20 protein-coding genes are annotated in these 20,742 nt (G+C 65.5%); 10 read left to right on the forward strand and 10 right to left on the reverse strand.

The genetic code is table 11. The annotated features are described in order from the left end of the window. The first annotated feature begins 88 nt into the window (after positions 1-88). Both kstD and V6M39_RS16795 read left to right on the forward strand, forming a co-directional pair. On the forward strand, positions 89-1,750 hold the full coding sequence (gene kstD / locus V6M39_RS16790) for a 3-oxosteroid 1-dehydrogenase (RefSeq protein WP_332644962.1): 1,662 nt from the start codon (positions 89-91) through the stop codon (positions 1,748-1,750). Next, complete coding sequence (locus tag V6M39_RS16795) at positions 1,750-2,622, forward strand: MaoC/PaaZ C-terminal domain-containing protein (protein WP_332644963.1); 873 nt, start codon at positions 1,750-1,752, stop codon at positions 2,620-2,622. Before kstD ends, V6M39_RS16795 begins: the two co-directional genes overlap by 1 nt. Here V6M39_RS16795 and V6M39_RS16800 read toward each other — a convergent pair. Next, positions 2,606-3,079, reverse strand: coding sequence for a MerR family transcriptional regulator (locus tag V6M39_RS16800; protein ID WP_332644964.1), 474 nt, complete (start codon positions 3,077-3,079; stop codon positions 2,606-2,608). The two genes, V6M39_RS16795 and V6M39_RS16800, sit on opposite strands and share 17 nt — an antisense overlap. A 120-nt stretch (positions 3,080-3,199) precedes the next feature. On the opposite strand from V6M39_RS16800, the gene V6M39_RS16805 reads away from it, so the two are divergent. After that, positions 3,200-3,664, forward strand: coding sequence for an SRPBCC family protein (locus V6M39_RS16805; protein ID WP_332644965.1), 465 nt, complete (start codon positions 3,200-3,202; stop codon positions 3,662-3,664). Positions 3,665-3,720: 56 nt separating this feature from the next. Next, entirely contained in the window at positions 3,721-4,335 is a 615-nt protein-coding gene (locus V6M39_RS16810; protein WP_332644966.1) for a class I SAM-dependent methyltransferase, read from the forward strand. Here V6M39_RS16810 and V6M39_RS16815 read toward each other — a convergent pair. Genes V6M39_RS16815 through V6M39_RS16825 form a run of 3 tightly spaced genes read right to left on the reverse strand, consistent with a single transcriptional unit; the run spans position 4,312 to position 8,920 of the window. Beyond that, complete coding sequence (locus tag V6M39_RS16815) at positions 4,312-5,475, reverse strand: lipid-transfer protein (protein ID WP_332644967.1); 1,164 nt, start codon at positions 5,473-5,475, stop codon at positions 4,312-4,314. The genes V6M39_RS16810 and V6M39_RS16815 overlap by 24 nt on opposite strands. Further along, on the reverse strand, positions 5,472-6,758 hold the full coding sequence (locus V6M39_RS16820) for an OB-fold domain-containing protein (protein WP_332644968.1): 1,287 nt from the start codon (positions 6,756-6,758) through the stop codon (positions 5,472-5,474). The genes V6M39_RS16815 and V6M39_RS16820 overlap by 4 nt, the downstream gene beginning before the upstream one ends. Next, entirely contained in the window at positions 6,755-8,920 is a 2,166-nt protein-coding gene (locus V6M39_RS16825; RefSeq protein WP_332644969.1) for an acyl-CoA dehydrogenase, read from the reverse strand. The genes V6M39_RS16820 and V6M39_RS16825 overlap by 4 nt, the downstream gene beginning before the upstream one ends. A 93-nt stretch (positions 8,921-9,013) precedes the next feature. On the opposite strand from V6M39_RS16825, the gene V6M39_RS16830 reads away from it, so the two are divergent. Next, entirely contained in the window at positions 9,014-9,970 is a 957-nt protein-coding gene (locus V6M39_RS16830) for an alpha/beta fold hydrolase (RefSeq protein ID WP_332644970.1), read from the forward strand. A gap of 36 nt (positions 9,971-10,006) precedes the next feature. Further along, a complete protein-coding gene (locus V6M39_RS16835; protein WP_332644971.1) occupies positions 10,007-10,489 on the forward strand; it encodes an SRPBCC family protein in 483 nt (160 codons plus the stop codon). On the opposite strand, the gene V6M39_RS16840 is transcribed toward V6M39_RS16835, so the two are convergent. Further along, entirely contained in the window at positions 10,486-11,877 is a 1,392-nt protein-coding gene (locus V6M39_RS16840) for a WS/DGAT/MGAT family O-acyltransferase (RefSeq protein ID WP_332644972.1), read from the reverse strand. The two genes, V6M39_RS16835 and V6M39_RS16840, sit on opposite strands and share 4 nt — an antisense overlap. A gap of 55 nt (positions 11,878-11,932) precedes the next feature. On the opposite strand from V6M39_RS16840, the gene V6M39_RS16845 reads away from it, so the two are divergent. Both V6M39_RS16845 and V6M39_RS16850 read left to right on the forward strand, forming a co-directional pair. Beyond that, entirely contained in the window at positions 11,933-13,168 is a 1,236-nt protein-coding gene (locus V6M39_RS16845) for an alpha/beta hydrolase (RefSeq protein ID WP_332644973.1), read from the forward strand. A 28-nt stretch (positions 13,169-13,196) separates the two neighbouring features. Then, complete coding sequence (locus V6M39_RS16850) at positions 13,197-13,676, forward strand: SRPBCC family protein (protein ID WP_332644974.1); 480 nt, start codon at positions 13,197-13,199, stop codon at positions 13,674-13,676. Here V6M39_RS16850 and V6M39_RS16855 read toward each other — a convergent pair. Next, positions 13,662-15,770, reverse strand: a complete 2,109-nt coding sequence (locus V6M39_RS16855; RefSeq protein WP_442880830.1) for an acyl-CoA dehydrogenase family protein — start codon at positions 15,768-15,770, stop codon at positions 13,662-13,664. The two genes, V6M39_RS16850 and V6M39_RS16855, sit on opposite strands and share 15 nt — an antisense overlap. Positions 15,771-15,900: 130 nt before the next feature. Between V6M39_RS16855 and V6M39_RS16860 the strand changes: the two genes are divergently transcribed. Next, the gene (locus V6M39_RS16860; protein WP_332644976.1) at positions 15,901-16,497 is read left to right on the forward strand and encodes a TetR family transcriptional regulator; all 597 of its coding nucleotides are present in this window, start codon (positions 15,901-15,903) and stop codon (positions 16,495-16,497) included. Between the two features lies 1 nt (position 16,498). Next, positions 16,499-16,924: a DUF1330 domain-containing protein gene (locus V6M39_RS16865; protein ID WP_332644977.1), complete on the forward strand. Its 426-nt coding sequence runs from the start codon at positions 16,499-16,501 to the stop codon at positions 16,922-16,924. Here V6M39_RS16865 and V6M39_RS16870 read toward each other — a convergent pair whose 3' ends face one another. The 4 genes from V6M39_RS16870 to V6M39_RS16885 all read right to left on the reverse strand — a co-directional run bounded on the left by V6M39_RS16870 (position 16,925) and on the right by V6M39_RS16885 (position 20,642). Then, the gene (locus V6M39_RS16870; protein ID WP_332644978.1) at positions 16,925-17,620 is read right to left on the reverse strand and encodes a hypothetical protein; all 696 of its coding nucleotides are present in this window, start codon (positions 17,618-17,620) and stop codon (positions 16,925-16,927) included. Positions 17,621-17,624: 4 nt separating this feature from the next. Further along, complete coding sequence (locus tag V6M39_RS16875; RefSeq protein ID WP_332644979.1) at positions 17,625-18,695, reverse strand: NAD(P)H-dependent amine dehydrogenase family protein; 1,071 nt, start codon at positions 18,693-18,695, stop codon at positions 17,625-17,627. Then, complete coding sequence (locus V6M39_RS16880; protein WP_332644980.1) at positions 18,692-19,759, reverse strand: NAD(P)H-dependent amine dehydrogenase family protein; 1,068 nt, start codon at positions 19,757-19,759, stop codon at positions 18,692-18,694. The genes V6M39_RS16875 and V6M39_RS16880 overlap by 4 nt, the downstream gene beginning before the upstream one ends. Before the next feature lie 82 nt (positions 19,760-19,841). Further along, entirely contained in the window at positions 19,842-20,642 is an 801-nt protein-coding gene (locus tag V6M39_RS16885) for an SDR family oxidoreductase (protein WP_332644981.1), read from the reverse strand. Between the last annotated feature and the right edge of the window lie 100 nt (positions 20,643-20,742).

Genomic DNA, 20,742 nt, shown 5'->3' on the forward strand with positions numbered 1-20,742 from the left:
TGGCGGCAGGATCTGCCTTGATGGAGGACACATCCGCCATACTAGAACCTGTTACAGTTTTGCGGTAGTTCACCCCGACGGAGGTCCCATGGAAGAGACGTATGACGTCGTCGTCGTAGGAGCTGGAGGCGCCGGTATGACGGCCGCTCTCGCCGCTGCCGACCATGGCCTCGACACCGTCCTGATCGAGAAGACCGCCTACTTCGGCGGCACCACCGCACGCTCCGGCGGCGGCGTCTGGGTCCCCGGCAACCGCGCTCTCAAAGCCGCCGGCCAGGTCAGCGCGACTGATCGCCAGGACGCGAGCGACTACCTGCAGGCAATTGTCGGCGACGAGGTCCCCGCGATCCGCCGGGAGACGTTCCTCGACCGTGGACCAGAGGTCATCGACTTCCTCCTCGACAAGACGCCGCTCAAGCTCAAGTGGGTCCCGGGCTACTCCGACTACCTCCCCGAGCAGCCGGGTGGTCGCTCGCAGGGACGCAGCGTCGAGCCGATCCCGATGGACGGCCGCATCCTCGGCGACGAGCTCGAGCGTCTCCACCCGCCGTACGCCAAGGCGCCCGCCAACCTGATCGTCACCCAGGCCGACTTCCGCAAGATCAGCCTCGGCCTGCGCTCCATCCGCGGCCCACTCACGATGATGCGCGTCGTCTTCATGCGCGTGTTCAACTCGCTGCTCCGACGCAAGATGTTCGCGATGGGCAATGCCCTGACGATCAGCCTCCGTAAGGCACTCGTCGACGCCAAAGTGCCCGTCCTCTACGAGACTGCGCTCACGGGTCTGGTGATCGAGAACGGTCGAGTCGTCGGCGTACGTGCTCAGCGTGACGGCAAGGAAGTCGTCATCCGTGCCCGCCGCGGCGTGATCCTCGGCTCTGGCGGCTTCGAGAAGAGCGAGGGCCTGCGCGAGAAGTACCTCCCCAGCCCGACCAGCGTTGACTGGAGTACCGCCGCCGCCAGCAACACCGGCGAGGGCATCGAAGCCGGCATCGCCATCGGCGCAGCGACCGACATGATGGACGACGCCTGGTGGGGACCGACGATCCCGCTGCCCAACGGTCCGTGGTTCTGCCTGTCGGAGCGCAACCTGCCCGGCTCGATCATCGTCAACGCCGCCGGCAAGCGGTTCATGAACGAAGCGCTGCCGTACGTCGAGGCAACCCACGAGATCTACAAGGGCGAGGCCACCGGCGTCTCCCACGTGCCGGCCTGGCTGATCATCGACCAGCGCTACCGCAACCGCTACCTCTTCGCCGGACTCTCACCACGCCAGCCGTTCCCAGGGCGTTGGCTCAAGAGCGGCGCCGTGGTCAAGGCATCGTCGCTCGACAAGCTCGCCGAGGCGATCAACGTTCCCACCGACGCGCTCGCGTCGACCATCGAACGATTCAACGGCTTCGCCAAGACCGGCAACGACGAGGACTTCCACCGCGGCGACAGTGCGTACGACCGCTACTACGCCGACCCTCGCGTGAAGCCCAACCCGTCACTGCACAGCATCGACCAGGGTCCGTTCTACGCCGTCAAGATCGTCCCCGGCGACCTCGGCACCAAGGGCGGCATCGTCACCGACGAGCGTGCCCGCGCACTTCGCGCTGACGGCTCGGTCATCGAAGGCCTGTATGCCGCCGGCAACGTCTCGTCGGCCGTCATGGGTCATACGTACGCCGGCCCCGGCGCCACGATCGGTCCGGCCTTCACGTTCGGCTACCTCGCCGCCGAAGACATTGCGAAGGGCAAAGCCTGATGCCAATCGATCCCGATGTAGCCATCGGTGCCACCGTCGGCACCCAGGAGTTCTCCTGGACCAGCAGCGATGTACTGCTCTATCAGCTTGCCGTGGGTGCCGGATCACATCCGGGCGACAACATGTCGGCCGATGCGCTGCGTTGGACGCTCGATTCCGACGACCTTCAGGTTCTGCCGAGCTTCGCCGTGGTGGCGCCCTCGTTCCACGAGACCAACCCACCGTCTCTCGATCTGCCAGGTTGCGACATCAACCTGACCCAGGTCGTCCACGGCGCCCAGGAAGTCCACCTCACCTCGCCGCTGCCCACGTCGGGCTCGGCCACTTTGACGACGACCATCACGGACGTCTGGGACAAGGGCAAGGCCGCCGTCATCTGGCAAGAAGGTGTCGCCGTCGATCCGAGCGGTGCCGAGCTGTGGCGCGTACGCTCCTCGATATTCGTCAAGGGCGAGGGTGGCTGGGGCGGCAACCGCGGCGAGAGCAATGCCGTCGCCGTGCCCGACCGCGCGCCCGATTGCACCGCGACCTTCACCGTCACCCCGCAGCAGGCACTGCTCTACCGCCTCTGCGGTGACCGCAACCCGCTGCACGCAGATCCGGCATTCGCGAAGGCGGCCGGATTCCCGGCACCGATCCTGCACGGACTGGCGACGTACGGAATCGTGCTGCGCGAAGTGATCGACCTGCTGCTCGACGGTGACGCCAGCAAGGTGGGTGGCTTCGGCGCTCGTTTCGCCGGCGTCGTGTTCCCGGGCGAGACACTCTCGATCAACGCCTGGGACGAGCCCGAGGGCATCGCAGTGACCGTCACGGTCGGCGATGACAATCGCCCCGCCCTGGCCGACTGCTTCGTCAGACTGAGGAAGTAGCCGACTTCCGCTCCAGCGGACGGGTGCTCATCTCGATCGGGATCAGGTCGCTGGACCGTGCGGGTACGCAACACGACAGGTCCGGACTGCACGTGTCGGGTGGCTGCGAAGACGCGATCATGGTCCGCACGTCGTCAAGCTGAGCTGAGAAGTCCTTAAGCTCCGCAATGCGTGCGGCAACTTCGGCCTGCTTGCTATCGATAAGATTCGCGACCCTCTCGGCGGCGGCCCCACAATTGGCGCCGTCCCACACCGGAAGCAGCTCCGTGATCTGATCACAGCTCAGACCGAGCCGGCGAGCCCTCGTCACAAACAACAAGCGGTTCGCCGACTGCTCGTCGTAGGACCGATATCCCGACCCGGTTCGATCCGGCGCACTCAGCAACCCGATGCGCTCGTAGTAGCGCACCGTCGAGGTGGGCACTCCCACCTGATTGGCAAGTTCGGAGATTCGCACGCTTTCACGGTAAACCCAAAACTTGGGTTCAAGGTCAAGACTTGACCTTGAACCTGAGTTCAAGGTCTACGTTCTCGACATCTGGATCGAACAGCGGTCCACATGCCCGAAGGAGACCCCATGATCGAGAACAGCATCACCCTGACTCTGGACCAACCACCTGATCGAGTGTTCGACTTCCTCACCGATCTCCCCAACGAGCCGACTTGGAACCCCGATTGCAGCTCGGTCGAGAAGCTCTCCGCAGAACCCACTCAGGAGGGTTCGACTTTCCGCGGCCGCTTCCGTGGCATGGGACAAGTGATGGTCGAGCTCACGGCGTACCGACCTCACCATCGATTCGCCACCCGCGAGCGGTCACGGATCGCCACCGGCGACTTCGACTTTGCACTGACCCCACACGGCAAGGGAACCCAAGTCGACCTGCAGATGACGCTGCGACCGAACGGGCCAATGCGGCTGCTCCAGCCCATCATGCGACGAAAGATCAGCCAGTTCCTCGCCGACCTCCCACATCACATACAGGCGGGCCTGGACTCGGCTGACACACATGCGGGACACGCACCCGCCAGGGATCCCTCCTGAGGACGGGATCCGCCCACTTCGTGACTCGCCGCTGATCCCGACCTAGGGTCGAAGGTATGGAGCCTTCGCCCAATGCTCGGACCGTCGAGTCGTACGAACAGATAGCTGACGAGTACGCCCGCGAGACCCAGGGTGGCCACGTCCTGAGCGGCGGCCTCACTCTTCTGGCAGAGACGATGCCCGGAGCTCGCGTTCTGGAGATCGGGTCTGGACCGGGTTGGGATGCCGACCAACTTGAGGAAGCCGGACTGACAGTCCGACGTACGGACATCACCCAGGCGTTCATCGACTTCCAGCGTTCTCGCGGCAAGGACGTCGCCCGGCTCAACGCCATCGACGACGACCTCGGCGGCCCCTACGACGCCGTCGTCACACTTCACGTCCTCCAGCACATGGAGGACGACGACCTCGAGGTAGTGCTGTCCAAGATCGCGGGTGCTCTGCGCCCGGGTGGCCGATTCCTCGTCTCCATCCCTCTCGGCGAAGACGCGGGTTGGAGGGACGGCGAGTCCGGCAATCCCTACTACCGGGTGCTGCGCACTGAGGCTGACTTCACCTCTACGCTCGAACGAGCAGGACTGACCCCCGAGTGGACCGAACGCTCCAACGAGGACGAAGAGTCAGGCTGGCTCTGCCTCCTGGCCGGCCTAGCGACCGAGGACCAGGCCTGAGGTTGGTACGCCCGTACCTGCTGTGACCAGTACGTTCTCCACGTCTGGCACCGGATTGACCGAGGTGCCGCGGATCTGACGTACGCCTTCGGCGATGCCGTTCATGCCGTGGATGTACGCCTCGCCGAGCTGACCGCCGTGCGTGTTGAGCGGCAGCTTGCCGCCGATCTCGATCGCACCGTCGGCAATGAAGTCCTTGGCCTCGCCGCGTCCGCAGAAGCCCAGCTCCTCCAGCTGCATCAGGACGTACGGGGTGAAGTGGTCATAGAGAACCGCGGTCTGGATGTCAGCCGGTGTCAGACCGGACTGGCGCCACAGCTCGCGACCGACGACGCCGATCTCGGGGATGCCGATGTTGTCGCGGTAGTAAGAGGTCATGACGAACTGATCCGCAGCGCTGCCCTGGGCTGCTGCGAGGATCGGTACGGCTCCGGCCTTGAGATCGCGAGCCCGCTCAGTCGAGGTGACGACGATCGCAACCGCGCCATCGCTCTCCTGACAGCAGTCGAGCAGCCGGAGCGGATCGGCGATCATCCGCGAGTTCTGGTGATCCTCGATCGTGATCGGCTTCTCGTAGAAGAACGCGTTGGGGTTGTTGGCCGCGTGCTTGCGGTCAGCAACGGCAACTGCACCGAAGTCGGCCGAGGTTGCGCCGTACTCGTACATGTAGCGACGTGCCTGCATCGCGACGGTGGCAGCGGGCGTCGAGAGGCCGTGCGGGTAGGACCAGGCGTTGTCGAGGCCGTTGGTGTTGACCTGCTCGGCGGCCCACTTCTGGACCTGGCCGAAGCGCTGCCCTGAGCGCTCGTTGAAGCCGCGATAGGCGACGACCACATCGGCAACGCCGGTCGCAACAGCCATGGCAGCCTGCTGCACCGTGCCGCAGGCGGCACCGCCGCCGTAGTTGATGCGGCTGAAGAAGCGCAGGTCTCCCATACCGAGCTCACGCGCCAGCGCGATCTCGGACGTTGAGTCCATCGTGAACGTGACGAGTCCGTCGACGTCAGACGTCGAGAGCCCGGCGTCCTCGAGAGCAGCCAGGGTCGCCTCGGCCGAGAGCTGGAGCTCCGAGCGACCCGACTCCTTGGAGAACTCCGTTGCACCAATACCGGCGATGGCCGCCGCTCCGGAGAAGTTCATTTGCGGATCTCCAGTCGTGCGTTGGCATGGGTGCCGATCGAAACACCGACCGCGACGTCGATCGTTGTCACGCCGTCTTCCTCGGACACGATGTTGCCGGTGAAGCGCAGCGTGTCGTACGGGTAGGCCGGCGCTCCGAGCCGGAGGGCGCACGAGACGATCTGCGTCTGCGGACCGGACCAGTCGGTGATGTAGCGCTGCACCAGCCCAGTCGTGCTGAGGATGTTGATGAAGATGTCTTTGCTGCCGTGACCGATCGAGCGGTCGCGGTCATGGTGGACGTCCTGGAAGTCACGAGTCGCGAGCGCGGTCGACACCACGAGAGTCGGCGTGATCGGCAGCTCCCATACGGGGAGGTCCGACGTCGGTTCGGGCTCGGGCTCCGGCGCGGGGGTGCCCGCTGGCTGCCACTTCGCGAGAGTCACCTCGTCGTCGATCGGGTCGAACCAGACCTCGACCGCGTCGCCGATCGTGACCTCTCCCTTGACCTCGCCGATCATCCGGACGCCCTCTTCGAGGTCGACCAGAGCCAGCGTCAGCGGGAGCTGCTTGCCGGGCACGACAGGTGCGTGGTGCACGAGGAACGAACGAACCCTGCCCTTGCCCGACGCGACAACAAAGCCGCGATCCATCGCGTGACACTTCGGGCATACGGGACCGGGCGGGTGCCGGAGCTCGCCGCAGGCGTTGCACTTCTGGATGCGCAGCTCACCGGCCTGAGTGCCCTCCCAGAAGAAGGAGGTGTCCTTGTTGACCATCGGCCGCGACGACTTCGACTTGTCGACCGCAACGCGGCCCGTGCCGGGCTTGAACTTGAGGACCCGGAACGTCATCGTGGCGACCTCTTCGTCGCCGACGCTCCAGATGCTCTTGGTCGTGATGAAGTAGCCCTCGCCGACGCCGGTCTTCTTGGGACCCATGACGTCCGCGAGGTGCGTGCTGATGGTCGGCACCTCACCGGGACGCAGGGTGCGCGCATAGGTCTGGTCGCAGTTGGTGCCGAGCACCGAGGTGAAGCCAGCGTCGTCGAGCACCTGCATCGTGTCCGGCAGCGGGTCGTTGGGCATGCGCTCAGGGTTGAGCCCGTACATCGTCCACACCTGCGCCATGGCGGGAGGCGCCTCCGTGTCGGGTCCCGGTGCCCAGCGCGGGTTGGTGTCGCCGATCGCCTCGGCCCAGTGCCGGATCATCGGCGTGTTGACCGGGTCCGGCGCCTGACGGGCCGGACTGTTGCCGCGCGCCTTGATCTTGTCGGTCAGCTCGATGATCGGATCAGTGGTCATCGCGGAACCCTCGGCAGCTCGAGTCCGAACATGGCAATCAGCTCACGCTGCACCTCGTTGACGCCGCCGCCGAAGCTCAGCACGAGGTTGCGCTTGGCGGTCTTGTCGAGATAGTCGGCGAGGCGGCCGGTCTCCGGATCGGAGGGATCGCCGAACGCGTCGACGACGTCGGTCAGCGCGAGTCCGAGCTTCTGCACCTCGTCGCTGGCGAACACCTTGGACGTGGAGGCATCGGCGACGGTCGTCTTGTCAGACGCCGGCGCCTTCGCGACAGCCCAGTTGAGCAGCTCGTTGACGCGGAACGATGCGGTGGCGCGGGCCAGGGTGTCGCGCACCCATGGCACCTCGAGCACGGGCGTGCCATCCGAAGCCGTACGGCCCTCGGCCCACTCGCGTACGAGGTCGCGCAGACCTTCGATGCGACCGGCCGGGCCGAGCATGACGCGCTCATGGTTGAGCTGCGTCGTGATGAGGCTCCAGCCGCGGTTCTCCTCGCCGACCAGCATGTCGACGGGAACGCGTACGTCGTTGAAGTAGGTCGCGTTGGTGTGGTGCGAGCCGTCACTGGTGACGATGGGCGTCCACGAGTATCCCGGGTCCTTGGTGTCGACGATCAGCACCGAGATGCCACGGTGTGGAGGCGCGTCGGGGTCGGTACGTACGGCCAGCCATACCCAGTCGGCTGCGTGACCGCCGGTGGTCCACATCTTCTGGCCGTTGACGATGTAGTGGTCGCCGTCGCGCTTGGCGCTGGTGCGCATCGACGCGAGGTCGGTGCCGGCGTCGGGCTCGCTGTAGCCGATCGCGAAGTGCACGTCGCCGGTGATGATGTCGGCGAGGAACATGTCCTTCTGCTTCTCGGTGCCGTACGCCTGCAGCGTCGGTCCAACGGTCTGCAGCGTGACCGACGGAAGGTGGACATCGGCGTGCGAGGCCTCGTTGACGAAGACCTGCTGCTCGATGACGCCGCGACCCTGGCCGCCGTACTCCTTGGGCCAGCCGACACCCATCCAGCCGTCAGCACCCATCTGCTTGATGATGCGGTGATACGCAGGACCGTGACGGTTGTTGCGCATCTCGTCTCGGTCGGCGTCACTGACCAGGCTCATCAGGTAGTCGCGGGCCTCGTCTTTGAACGCGCGCTCCTCTTCGGTGAGCTCGGCGTTCTTGCCGGCCGTCTCGACGACAGGCACGGCGGCGAGGGCGGCCGGTCCGCCGAGGTGGCGAGCAACATCGCGCACGGCGGCGAAGTAGCGGGGCATGTCGTACGTCTCGTCGACGCCCATACCGCCGTGGAGGTGCTGGCAGATCTGCATCAGCGCCGGTGCGCGGTTGGCGAACCAGTACGCAGCGATCGCGAGATCATCGGCGGCGGGGTCACCGGCGTCGAGGCGACGTACGACCTCGGTTGCCGTCAGCGTGAACGTGCGCGAGCCGATGTAGACGTCGGCAATCTGCTGAGCGACGGCCTGGAACTCGGCGAGCGAGCGGCCGAACTGCTTGCGGTCCTTGATGTAGCCGGCGGTCAGGTCGCGCGCACCTTCGACGACTCCAGCGCCAAGAGTGGCGAGACCGGCGATCGCGTGATTGCGTACGACTTCGGCGTCGAGCTCACCCAGTGAGGGGGCAGCGTCGAACGTGTAGGTCGCCTCGGTCGTGCCACGGGACGTAAGCGTGTCGACCTTGCTCACTCCTGCGCCATCAGCGTCGACGAGCGCGACCACTGAGCCCGCCGAGACAAGCAGGATCGTTGCACCTTCGAGAACGGGGACGCCGACCTTCGTGCCGGTGACGGACTTGCCGTCGTACGTGGTCGCGGGGCTGGTCGGCAGCGCATCGCCGGGCTCGCCCAGCGCCGGAGCGAACTTCAGCTCGCCGGCGAGAACCTTGGGGACCAGATCAGCCTGCAGGTCTTCGGAGCCAGAACGTACGAGGGGCAGCAAGCCGCAGGCGACCGTCTCCCATACCGGCAGATCGGCAGCGCGGCGTCCGACCTCGTGAAGCAGCACCGAGATCTCGGTCAAGCCGAGTCCCTCGCCGCCGAGCTTCTCGGGAGCAGCGAGCGCGAGAAGTCCGGACTCCTGGAGAGCGCGCCATGAGCCATCGCCGCGGTCGAGCACGTCGCCAATGACGGAGCGCACCTCATCAAGTACCGAGTCCACGCAGATCGTCTCCTTTGCAGGCATTGGGCAATTCGCCCGCTCCGAAACTATAACGTGTTCTATTCTTGAGCGAGTCGAGTAAGGGAGTGCCTCGTGACCATCCCGGTCAAGAAGATGTTTGGCGCCGTGCGCCCTCTCCTCCCCGACCCCTCGACCTGGGACCTGTTCGACGTCCCTGACGTCGACCTTCCCGAGGGACGCTGGCTCAAGCTGCGCCGCCGCGGCACGACCTGGCTCACTGACGTACCCGGACCGACTCCGGACGCTCCCACCATCATCCTTCTGCATGCCGTCGGATGCACCGGTCAGCTGACCTGGTTCCCCACGATCCCCGAGCTTGCCAAGCACTTCCGGGTCATCACGTTCGACCAGCGGTGGCACGGCCGCGGCATCATGTCCGACAAGTTCCTGATCTCCGATTGCGCGGACGACGTCGGCGCGGTGATCGATGCCCTGAAGCTGGACAAGCCGATCGTCGCTGGCTACTCAATGGGATCCATCGTCGCGCAGCGAGTCTGGCGTCAAAGCCCCGATCTGATAGGCGGGATCGTCCTCGCAGCGAGCACGGCGCACTTCCGTACGAATGGCCGCGAGCGCGTCTTCCATGCGGGTATGGAGGTCAGCATGCGCTTGAGCACGACGCTGTCACGCTCGGCGACCATCAACCGGGCTACCGCTGCTGCCGTCGACGCCATTGACGAGGAGAGCGCCGACACCGCTCGATGGGCCATGAAGCAGTTCCGCTCCACGAGCGCCTGGGCTGTTGGTCAAGCCGTGGCCTCGCTCGGGCGACACCACTCGGCGCCCTGGTTGTCCATGGTGGACGTGCCCACCGCCATCGTCGTGACCGCCAAGGACCACGTCATTCCACCGGAACGCCAGCTCGAGCTGGCGGAGCTCATTCCTGATGCCACGGTCCACCAGGCCGAGTGCGGCCACGCCGGCTGCGTGCTCGAGTACAAGGAATTCGTACCCGTGTTCGTTGAAGCGGCCCTCGACGTCTCGGCACGCATCCGCGAGACGTCTATAGTCGGCACGAACACGCACTGACGTCTCCAGAGCAGTCCCACATCTGAGGATGGCCCAATGACCGCACGCAATGGTGGCGATTCCACAGCCATCGACATCGCTGCCACTCCAGATCGGGTGTACGACCTGATCTCGGACATCACGCGCATGGGCGAATGGAGCCCCGAGTGCATTCACTGTGAATGGTCGAACGGGGCAGACGGGCCAGCCGTGGGCGCTCGCTTCAAGGCTCGCAACAAGGGCAAACGGGGCCCAGCCTGGTTCAACAAGCCTGAAGTGATCGTCGCCGACCGGGGGCGAGAGTTTGCGTTCAACCGCAGCGGCCCGGGGATCGGCTCCTACACGTGGCGCTATCGGCTCGAACCGACGGACAACGGCACCACAGTGACCGAGTCGTACGAGACGGTGCGACCGCTGCCGAAGGCGATGAACTGGATCACCGAGAAATGGACTGGCAGTCCTGATCGCGACGCGGACTTGCGTTACGGGATGAAGACCACACTCGAACGGTTGCAGAAGGCCGCCGAAGCTACCAGCTAGTCGCCGAGGACCGCCTTGCGCATGGCCTCGAGCTCGACCGGGAACTTATCAATCAGGTCCCACGGCTGAGGCACCAGCTCCTTGCACGCGATGGCACCGATGTGCATCTGCCCGTTGTTGCTCATGACAGTGATGTTGAGTCCGGCGCCGTGGAACACCGGGCCGAGCGGATAGAGCGCGTCGATCCGTGAGCCGACGAAGTAGAGCGGCACCGGCGGACCGGGAACGTTGGAGATGACCAGGTTGTGAATGACGGGTGCTCGCTCGGCGAGGCGCAGATCGGACACCATGCGTACGGCAAGGCCGAACGTTCGAGGCGCGGCGAACTCTGCCCACTCCTGCAAGGTGTCAGCCGGAACGGCTTTGTGGTGGTCCTTGGCGTTGACGTTCGCCTGAGCCATGCCGGTGATCCGATCGAGCGGATCCTCGATGTCAGTGCCGAGCCGACAGAACATCGACGACACCTGGTTGCGCCCAGCCCGCTTCGACTCGGACCGGACGGACACCGGAACGCTCGCGAGCAGCGAGGTCTCAGGCAGTTCACCGCGTTCCAGCAGGTAGCGGCGCAGCGCTCCACCACTGAGTGCGAGTACGACATCGTTGACCGTCGCACCGGGGACTGCCTTCTTGATGTCCTTGATCGTGTCGAGCGAGACGTCTGTGTATGCGATCGACCGGTGGCCGGTGATCGTGCCGTTGAACGACGTACGTGGAGCAGTCAGCGGAGCAGCCATCGCCGTACCCCTCCGCGCACGACGGCCGGTCTCGACCAGCGTGCGGGTCGTCGGCGCTGCGAGCCTAACGATCTGCCACGGCTTCGTCACCGTCGCCAACACTCCGCGGCCGACCAGCTCCATGTCGGAGGGGGCGCGTTGGTGCTCCGCGGAGCTGCTGTCCAGCGGCGGCGCGTCGGGCTCAAGACTGCACAGGTACGAGATCATGTTTGACCCGGAGACGCCGTCGACCGACGCGTGATGCATCTTGGAGAAGATCGCGATCTTGCCGTTGGCCAGACCCTCGATCACGTGCATCTCCCACAGCGGGCGCGAACGGTCGAGCGGAATGCCAGCCAGGTGGCCCGCAACCTCGGACAGCTCGCGGTCGCTGCCAGGCGACGGGACAGCCATCCGGTGAACGTGCCGGTCGATGTCGAACTCGTCGTCAGTGACCCAGATAGGGAAGTCGATGCCTCCGGGCACGAACTTGAGCTTGCGGTTGAACATCGCAATGCCCTCGACCCGATTCGAGAGCTCCTTCTTGAACGTCTGGAAGTCGTAGCCGCCCGGAATCGTCGCGGGATCGACAACGATCACACCGCATACGTGCATGAGCTGCGCGCCGCTCTCGAGGTACAGGAAGCTGGCGTCAAGTCCGCTGAGTCGATCCATGGCCGTAGCCTAGACCGCCAGAACCTGTTCTACCTTCGAACGAGGAGCCACATTTATGTCTGCCGGGTATGCCCGTCGCCAGCTCGCGCTCGCTGCTCTCGCCGTCAACGCAATCCGCCCGATGTCGCGCGGATGGTCTGCCATCCCCGGCTTCGCGCTCGGCTGGCCGACCAGCGAGCTGGCTCCTCACCTGCTCGGCGCTTCTGCCGTTGACACCATCGCCGAGCTGACGGTGCGAGGTGGCAAGCCGTCCCGCATTGGGCTCGTCGCAGCAGCCGCCGCCGCGGGACTGCTGGGCTACACGATCGCCGGCGCGCGTCGTACAGGCACTGAGCTCGATGCGGCACTCCGCGAGAGCATCGGCGACGGCTACCTCGACGAGCTGGAAGTCCCGGGCCCGGTCGACCTCCGACTGCCGCGCGGCTCGGTGGCTCGCCCGTTCAGCCTTCGCCAGCGCGATGTCGAAGTACTCCGCAACGTTCCGTACACCGAGGGCGGCCGCAAGGCTCATCTCGACATCTACAAGCCCAAGGACCGCGAACTCAGCGGAGCGCCGGTCCTGATCCAGGTCCACGGCGGTGGCTGGACGATCGGCAACAAGGAGCAGCAGGGCTTGCTCCTCATGAACCGAATGGCCCAGCAGGGTTGGGTCTGCGTCTCGGTCAACTACCGGCTCGCGCCGAAGTACAAGTTCCCGACCCAGATCGTTGACGTGAAGCGCGCGATCGCCTGGGTGCACGAGAACATCAAGGAGTACGGCGGCGACCCGTCGTACGTCGCCATCACCGGCGGCTCAGCAGGCGGTCACCTCGCCGCTCTCGCTGCACTCACCCCAGGTCTTGCCGACTACCAGCCCGGATTCGAAGAGGCTGACACGTCGATCTCGGCCTGCGTTCCGTTCTATGGCGTCTACGACCTTGCCGGCATCACCGAGGAGCGAGCGGCCGTCGAGATGCGTGACTCGTTCCTCGGCCCGCGGGTGTTCGGCAAGGACCCGAAGACCCACCTCGAGGACTTCGTCCAGGCCTCGCCGCTCTCCCACGTCACCTCGCACACCCCGGACTTCTTCATCATCCACGGCGCCAACGACACCGTCGTGTCGGTGACACAGGCGCGCGCCTTCGTGAAGGCGCTCAAGGACAAGACGGACGCGTCAATCACATACGCCGAGCTGCCCGGCACCCAGCACGCGTTCGAGGTGTTCTCCTCCATACGCAGCCAGCACACCATCGCTGCAGTGTCGCGCTGGCTCCAGTGGCACCGCGCCAAGACGCAGAAATCGCTTGCATAGCAGTGGTTAGAGGGGCACTCTGAGGCTCATGAAGTCGATCGAGCTCGACCTTGAGCGCGTCATTCAGGCGCCCATCGACCAGGTCTTCGCACGACTCGTTGACGTCGAGGGTCACAACGACTGGATGCCCAAGAAGGGCACCATGCTGAAGCACACGAAACAGACCTCTCCTGGTCAGCCTCAGGTCGGCACGACGTACATCGACGAGACGTCCAAGGGGCCACTTCCGGGTGAGATCCTCGAGCTGGAGGCGCCACACAAGATCGTCCACCACTGGTGGGAGAAGTCGAAGTCGGGCAAGCTCAAGTACGAGGGCTGGCCGAGCTACACGCTGGAGCCTGCGGGCGACAACAGCACCCTCGTCCGCCATCACGCCAAGCTCACGATTTACGGCATGTACGTCGTGATGGCACCGATCTTCCGCCGGTTCGCGATCAAGGAACGCACCGTCACGATCGACGCCCTCAAGGCATCGTTCGAAAAGAGCGGCCCGTCAGCTGCGCGGTAGGCCCAAGACGCGTTCGGCGACGACGTTTCGCAGGATCTGCGTCGTGCCACCGGCGATCGAGAGGCAGCGGTTCAGCAGCATCTCGTGCACGTCCTTGGTGATCTGCGGATCTTCGTGGGTGAAGAGCGCAGCGGGGCCGAGCAGGTCGACGACGAGCTCCGCGGCCTCCTGACGATTCTTGACGCCGAGCAGCTTCGCGACGCTCGACTCGGGTCCGGGGCCCTGGCCACCGATCGAGCGAAGCGTCGTCCGCACGCCGAGCAGCTGGCACAGCGTCGCAAGCGCGACCTGGTGGCCGACGAGGGCGGCATCGGTGTCGGACTCGCGATCGGCGATCAGGTCGACGGCTCGCTCCGTGCTCACGCCGAGCTTTGAGCTGCCCATCGCGACGCGCTCGTTGGCCAACGTCGTACGAGCGAGCTTCCACCCGCCGTTGACCTCGCCGACGACACAGTCATCCGGGACGAACACATCGTCGAGGAACACCTCGTTGAACATCGCGTCGCCGGTCAGCTCGCGCAGCGGGCGGATGTCGATGCCCTTGGAAGCCATGTCGACGAGGAAGTACGTGATGCCCTTGTGTCCGGCGTCCTTGTCGGTACGGGCCAGGCAGATGCCCCACTGCGCATCCTTGGCTCGCGAGGTCCACACCTTCTGACCCGTCAGCTGCCAACCACCCTCAACCCGCACCGCCCGAGTGCTCAGCGATGCCAGGTCCGAACCGGCTCCGGGCTCGCTGAACAGCTGGCACCAGAAGATGTCTCCGAGCAGGGTCTGCTTCACAAACCGGGCGTGCTGATCGGGCGTGCCGTGCTCGACGATCGTCGGGACAGCCCAGGCGCCAATCACCAGATCGGGGCGAACGAGTCCGGCGCGGGCGAGCTCCTCGTCAACGACGAGCTGCTCGACCGGTCCGGCGTCGAGCCCGTAGGGCTTCGGCCAGTGCGGTGTGAGGTAGCCGGCCTCGGCAAGAGCAGCACGCTGCTCGCCAGCCGGCAATGCAGCGATCGCTTCCACCCCGTTGCGGGTGACTCCGCGGAACTCGGCGTCAGCACCTTCGAAGTCGATCTCGAACGAGCGGCGCTGGCCGCCGATCGCGCGACGGGCCAGGCGGGTCGCCGACTGCTCAGTGCCTCCCGTCAGTGCAGCAACCGTGAGGTCGAGCGCCACCGCGCGACGGAGGTAGAGGTGTGCATCGTGCTCGAACGTGAAGCCGATCCCACCGAGCACCTGGATGCAGTCACGGGCGACCGCCACGGCACCGTGAAGAGCGACCGTTGCGGCTACATCGGCTGCGAAGTCGGCTTCGCCCGTTGGCGCATCGGAGCTGAGCGCAGTGCCGGCATCCCACGTCACGGCGTTGATGGACTCGGTGGTCTCGAGCATCTGGGAGCAGAGGTGCTTGATGGCCTGGAACGACCCGATCGGCTTGCCGAACTGCTCGCGCACCTTGGCGTAGTCGACGGCGGTGTCCAGGCACCACTGCGCAATGCCGGCGGCTTCGGCCGAAGCCAGAGCGACGAGGACGCGGCGTACGGCGTCGCCGTCGATGCCGTCGAGCGGTATGGCTTGATCGGCTGCGACGCGTACGCGACCGCCACGACGCGAGAGGTCGACACCTATCTCGGGCTCGGCGGTCCACCCGTCGGCTGCAACCAGGACCCATGAGCCGTCGCTCGTCGGGACGAGGAGCCAGCTGGCGTCGATCACATCGATCGCGACACTGATGTCGCCCGTTGCTCCAGAGCCGTCCACCGTGATCGTTCCGTCGATGGCAATGGCGGCCGAAGCGCCTTCGGCGATGGCTGCGACCACGTCGACCGCGCCCGCCTGGGCGGCGATCTGGGCAACCACGGTCGTGCTCAGCAGTGGACCCGGAATCATCGCGTACGCGGCCGACTCGAGTGCGACCATCTGGTCGAGCAGGTCTCCGCCGCCACCGCCCTGGGACTCGGCGATGCTGATTCCGCTGAGGCCCGCCTCGACGACGGACTGCCAGGTCTTGGCAAAGCCCGCAGATGCTTCGTTCTCGACGTCTCGCAGAGCGGAGGGACCGTCGAGGCCAGCGGCCCAAGACCGTAGGCTGGTGCTCAATTCGAGATGGTCCCGCGTGACGCCGACCGGCATTGAGGGTCGCCTCCAAATCTAGAACGTGTTTCAATAATCATACCGAGGTTCGGCGTGGCTAGTTCCAGCAGCAGCCGTGGACAGGAGACGATGTCGCATGACCAGCGTGACGGAGGCAACTCCCGGCTCCAACGCTCAGCGTGAACGCCGCCGCCGCATCCTCGATGCCACGATCGCCCTTGCCGACTCTGGCGGGTTTGACGCGGTCCAGATGCGGGCCGTCGCTGACAACGCTGATGTCGCACTCGGCACGCTCTACCGCTACTTCCCGTCCAAGATCCATCTCCTGGTCACCGCCCTCGGTCGCCAGTTCGAGCGGGCCGAGGAACAGTCGCGCAACCGCCAAGTTCCCGGCGACACCGCGCACGAGCGCGTCATGTACATCCTGGGCCACACCACGACGGCTCTTCAGCAGCAGCCCGAGCTGACTGAGGCGCTCACCCGCGCGTTCATGTTCGCCGACGCTTCGGTTGCGGACGAGATCCACTTCGTCGGTATGAAGCTGACCGCCATGATCACCCGCGCGATCGACGGCACCGACGAGAACCGTGAACCGACCGACGAGGACACCGCGATCGTTCGCGTCATCAGCGACGTCTGGTTCACCGCACTCATGGGCTGGGTCACCGGCCGCACCCAGGCAGAAGACGTGACCAAGTCGGTCGACGTCGCCGTTCGCCTGCTGCTGCGCTGACATGGGTCACATCGACCCGACCAAAGAGGTCTTCGCGCAGTTTGTTGCCGACGACCGTCCCGGGCCGGTCCAGATGCTCAACCTCGTACGACTGCGCGATCACGCGGTCTACGAGGATGGCCGCGAGTCCACGGGCGCCGAGGCGTACGAGGCGTACGGCCGAGAGAGCGGCCCGATCTTCCGGCGTCTCGGCGGCAAGATCATCTGGCAGGGACGATTCGAGCTGATGGTCATCGGTCCGTCCGAGGAGCGCTGGGATCATTGCTTCATCGCCGAGTACCCCAGCGTCGCGGCGTTCGTCGAGATGGTTCGCGATCCGGACTACCGCGAAGCGGTGAAGCACCGACAGGCGGCGGTCGAGGACTCGCGCCTGATCCGCCATGCCGTCCTGCCTGCCGGCGACCTGTTCGGCCAGATCCCGGACTGACTACGCCAGGTCGCTGTACGTGACCATCGACATGCCGTACCCCCTGAAGTAGCGCGCCACCACAGTGCTGGGCTTTCCGCCGACCACGCAGGATGCCGTCACGATACGACCGGACGCGATCAGTTTCGACACCTCGCCAATCCCTTCCGACTCCAGGATCTCCCGAAGTGAGCGCTTGCGATTCCACCCGATGTAGCGAGACGCGCCGATGAACTGCAGCGACTGTATGACGCCAAGGATCCGGAACATCCGCGCAAACTGGCCGATCGCCGCGCCCAGATGGGCCCGCGACGGCTTCATCAGCTGGCGGTAGGCCGGCCGCGGTTCCCAGTGCGCGGCCATACGTCGAACCTTCAGCACACCGTCCTCGTACGCCGTCTCATAGAGAAGGTGAGCCGGTGTTCGTACGACGACGCCGGGGCGCAGGGTCGTCACGATTGTCACGTCGCGTACGACGTCGAAGCCATCGATCCAGTCGTTGACGACCTCGAACTCGATCTTGTTGGGCGCGATGAAGGTGTCCCAGAACCGTCCGAGTCCGCCGGACTCCGACGATCGGACTGGGCGCGACCCGACAGGGTCCTCCACGACGTGCAGGCTCCCGAAGATGTCGATCCAACCCGCCTTGTCGAGCGCAGCTACATACGCAGGCGACGACCTGACCAGGGCGAGCACCTCTGACCGGTCCGGCAGCATGGCGTCAGCGTATGTTGCCGCGTCCCGCGATCAGCGGCAGGTCCAGCGCAGTGACCCAACCCGGCGGCAGGTCGTTCACGGCCGAGACGGCGTTGAGTGCGCGCATTCCCGTGGCAAGACAGCCGGCCGTCGCGGCATCGCGGCCACTGCCGTCGTCGAAGCGGAATGCGGTCTCCTGGGTGATCGAAGGGGTGCCCTCGAGCTCGACGCGGTAGACGTCGTCGTTGGCTCCCCGCGGCCAGTCCGGCGCGGAGTTCTCACCGACGCGGTTGATGTGGCGCAGCTGGATGCGAGTCTCACCCTTGTAGATGCCGTTGATCGTGAAGTCGACGGCGGCGACGTGGCCCGGCGCGATCGGACCCTTGGCGCTCGGTACCTCGACGTCGGTGACCCACTTGTCGTACGTCGTGGTGATCTCGTCGAGCTCGATGCCCACGGCCTCGGCCATCATCGGGACGGTTGCGCCCCACGCCATGACGAGGATGTCGGTGTGCTCCAGGAGCGCCTTCTCCCCCGGTTCACGACCGATGCCCATCTCGTCCTCGTAGTCGCCGAGGTAGTTGGAGTAGTCGAGGATCTCGAGCGCGCGTACGACGCGCACCTCTGACGTCAGACCCATCAGCGTCATGGGGAACAGGTCGTTGGCGAATCCGGGGTCGATGCCCGTCGTGAAGCAGGACGAGCCGCCCGCCTTGCAGGCTTCGGTGACCGGTTCGATCCACATGTCGGGGTTCTGCTTCATGCCCGGCCAGACCCACGGGGTCATCGCCGTCGAGCAGACGTCGACGCCTGCACGAAGGAAGGCGGTCATGACACGGATGTTCTCGTCCGCGTACTGCGCCGTCGGACCGTAGTGGACCAGCGCGTCAGGCTTCAGTGCGACGAGCGCATCGAGGTCGTCAGTGCAGAGGATGCCGACCGGGTCCCGGCCGCAGAGCGTACCGACGTCGACGCCGACCTTCTCCGGATTGCTGACGCCGACTCCGACGAGCTCGAACTCGGGGTGGTCGAAGACCTCATTGAGTACGAGCTTGCCCACGAAGCCTGTCCCCCACACGACAATCCGCTTGCTCATGTCACTACCAGGCCCTTGCCGGTCACCAGCGGAAGGTCGAGGGCGGTGACGAGTCCCGGCTGAGCTGCGACCACAGCCGGAACAGAGTTGACCAAGCGCATTGCCGTCGCCTTGAGGCCGGCGGTGTTGTGGTCACCGTCGGTGCCGAGCAGCTGGAGGTCGAGCGTGTAGTTGGGCTCGCCCTTGATCTCGACGCGGTAGCAACCAAGACCGGCCGGCTGCGGCCAGTCGGGGCCGATCTCGTCGTGCACGCGGGTGATGTGCTCGAGCACGACGACCTGCTTGCCGTTGACGATGCCGCGGACCTCGAAGTGCAGTCCGGCGACGGTGCCCTCTTCAATCGTTCCGCAATCGATGTCGAACGTCTCGGTCGCCGGGAGGCGCTCGTAGAACTCCTCGACGCTGTCGAGCTCGAGGCCGAGTCCTGCAGCGATCTGGTGGACGACGCTGCCCCATGCCATCGAGAGGATTCCCGGCTGCAGCAGCATCGGGACGTGGTCCATCGGCATACCGAAGCCCATGACGTCGAACACGATCATGCGCTGGTTGTACGTGTTGTAGTTGAGCACCTCAGAGCAGCGGACCTGGTCAATGCGCTCGCTGACGCTGGTCAGCACCAGCGGGAGCACATCGTTGGCGAAGCCCGGGTCGACGCCGTTCACGTACAGCGAGACACCGCCGGCGACGGCAGCCTTCTTCACGCCTTCAGCCATGCCGAGCGCCGGACCAGCGGGGAACTGCAGAAACACCGGGCCACTCGAGACGACGTTTATGCCAGCAGCCAGGAGCAGTTCGAGGTCGGCGATCGCCTCGAAGAGCCGGTCATCGGCCATGGCGCAGTTGACGACGCAGTCGGGCTTGAGCGCCAGGATCTCGTCGACGCTGTTGGTCGCGAGGACACCAAGATCGCGACCGAGGCCGGCGAGCTGGCCGGCATCCTTGCCGACCTTGTCGGGGTTGGACACCCAGAGGCCGACGAGCTCGAGATCGGGGCGGGCGTCGATGCCCGCGATGGCGTGACGACCGACGTTGCCGGTGCTCCACTGGACGACGCGCAACGTCATGCCGACACCTCCGTAGGAAAGGCACGGTACGGAGGGCACGGCATGACCTGATGCTTGTTGTTTCGCTCGCTTCGCTCGCTCATCATTCGGGTGCTCCTAGGTCGGGGAAGCCCATGTCAAGGTTGGGCTGATCAATACCGCCGTCGACCTCCAGCACCTTGCCGGTGAGGTAGCCGCCGGCGGGGCTGGCGAGGAACAGCACGGTGGCTGCAATGTCATCGGGATCGCCAATGCGGCGAAGCGGGGTATTGGACTCCATCTGCGCCGTCAGACCTTCGTCACCGGTGACGAGCTCGAGGGCTGATGTCGCCACCGAGCCGACGGCGATCGCGTTGACGCGGATGCGGGGCGAGAGGTCACGAGCGGCGAGGCGCGTCCAGTGCGCGAGCGCCGCCTTGGCCGTGCCGTACGCGAGGTAGCCGCGTCCGCTGACCCGGCCCATGACGGACGAGATGTTGACGACGGATGCGTCACCGTTCTTGAGCAGGTGAGGCATCGCAGCACGCGTGAGGGCGTGGGCCGTGGAGACGTTGAAGTGGAACGCACCCTCGAGTGCGGCCACATTCGTACGCGCGAACTCCTTCGGCATCGAGCCACCCACGTTGTTGATCACCACGTCGAGGCGACCGAATGTGTCGACAGCGGTCTGCGCGAGGGCGGCGACCTGGTCGAGGTCCTGCAGGTCGGCAGCGACGACGTGCGCCTTGCGACCCAGAGCTTCGATCTTGGCGGCTACCTCCTCGAGCTGGTCAGCCGTACGAGCGGAAAGGACAACATCGGCGCCGGCTTCCGCGAGAGCGAGAGCACTGGCGGCTCCGATCCCACGGCCGGCTCCGGTGACGACGGCAACGCGGTCGTCCAGACGGAATCTTTCAAGCACCATGGCGGGGACATTAGCAGCAAACTAGAACACGTTCTAGTCTTGACGAGGCGGCCCAAAGTCTCTACACCGCGCAATATGCTGCACGGGTGCAGGACTTCTC

The organism is Aeromicrobium sp. (assembly GCF_036675695.1).
GTDB lineage: Bacteria > Actinomycetota > Actinomycetes > Propionibacteriales > Nocardioidaceae > Aeromicrobium.